This window comes from Pseudoalteromonas sp. S327 (assembly GCF_005886415.1).
Taxonomy (GTDB): domain Bacteria; phylum Pseudomonadota; class Gammaproteobacteria; order Enterobacterales; family Alteromonadaceae; genus Pseudoalteromonas; species Pseudoalteromonas atlantica.
In genome coordinates, this window is sequence record NZ_PNDP01000080.1 from 1 (window position 1) to 536 (window position 536).

The 536-nt window shown below is 42.0% G+C and carries 1 protein-coding gene; it reads right to left on the bottom strand.

Features of this window, described 5'->3' with window-relative positions; all coding sequences use genetic code 11:
* The coding region (locus CWB60_RS19505; protein WP_138580038.1) for an IS110 family transposase at positions 1–426 on the bottom strand (426 nt) is incomplete at its 3' end.
* Positions 427–536 lie beyond the last annotated feature (110 nt).

The window sequence follows — 536 nt, forward strand, 5'->3', positions numbered from 1 at the left end:
TGCCACTTCGCGTGCACGAGATAAATCGCGTACAGCTTCATCTTCAGGCTCGGGAACATAGATAGGTGTTAAATCTTCAGACTTAAGTAATTTAGCAAGCTTAAGAGCATCACGTTTATCGGTTTTAATCTTCTCACCAGGTTTTTTAGGAATAAGAGAGGGCGCCACCACGTAACAGCAATGGCCGAGGCTGGTAATTAACCTGTAAATCCAATAACCACATGGGCCTGCTTCATAAACAAAATGAAGTGTTGCGCCAGAGTATTTCGATTCGAACTGACGAACAAGCTTTTGAACGGCCACTTTGGAAGACGAAACTCGGCCAAGATGAACAGGTTGCGCACCTCTATGTTCTTCAATATAGGCGACTTCATTGAATTCTTTATGTGTATCAAGACCGATAAAAAGTATGCTATGTTTATTCATGTTAGCCTCTGCTGTTTAGTTAATTGACAAACTAATTATGGCTCTGGCTTTGAATTAAGCTAACCCACGAAAAGCGGAGGCTAACACCGTGTGGGAGTCATTATGTCTAT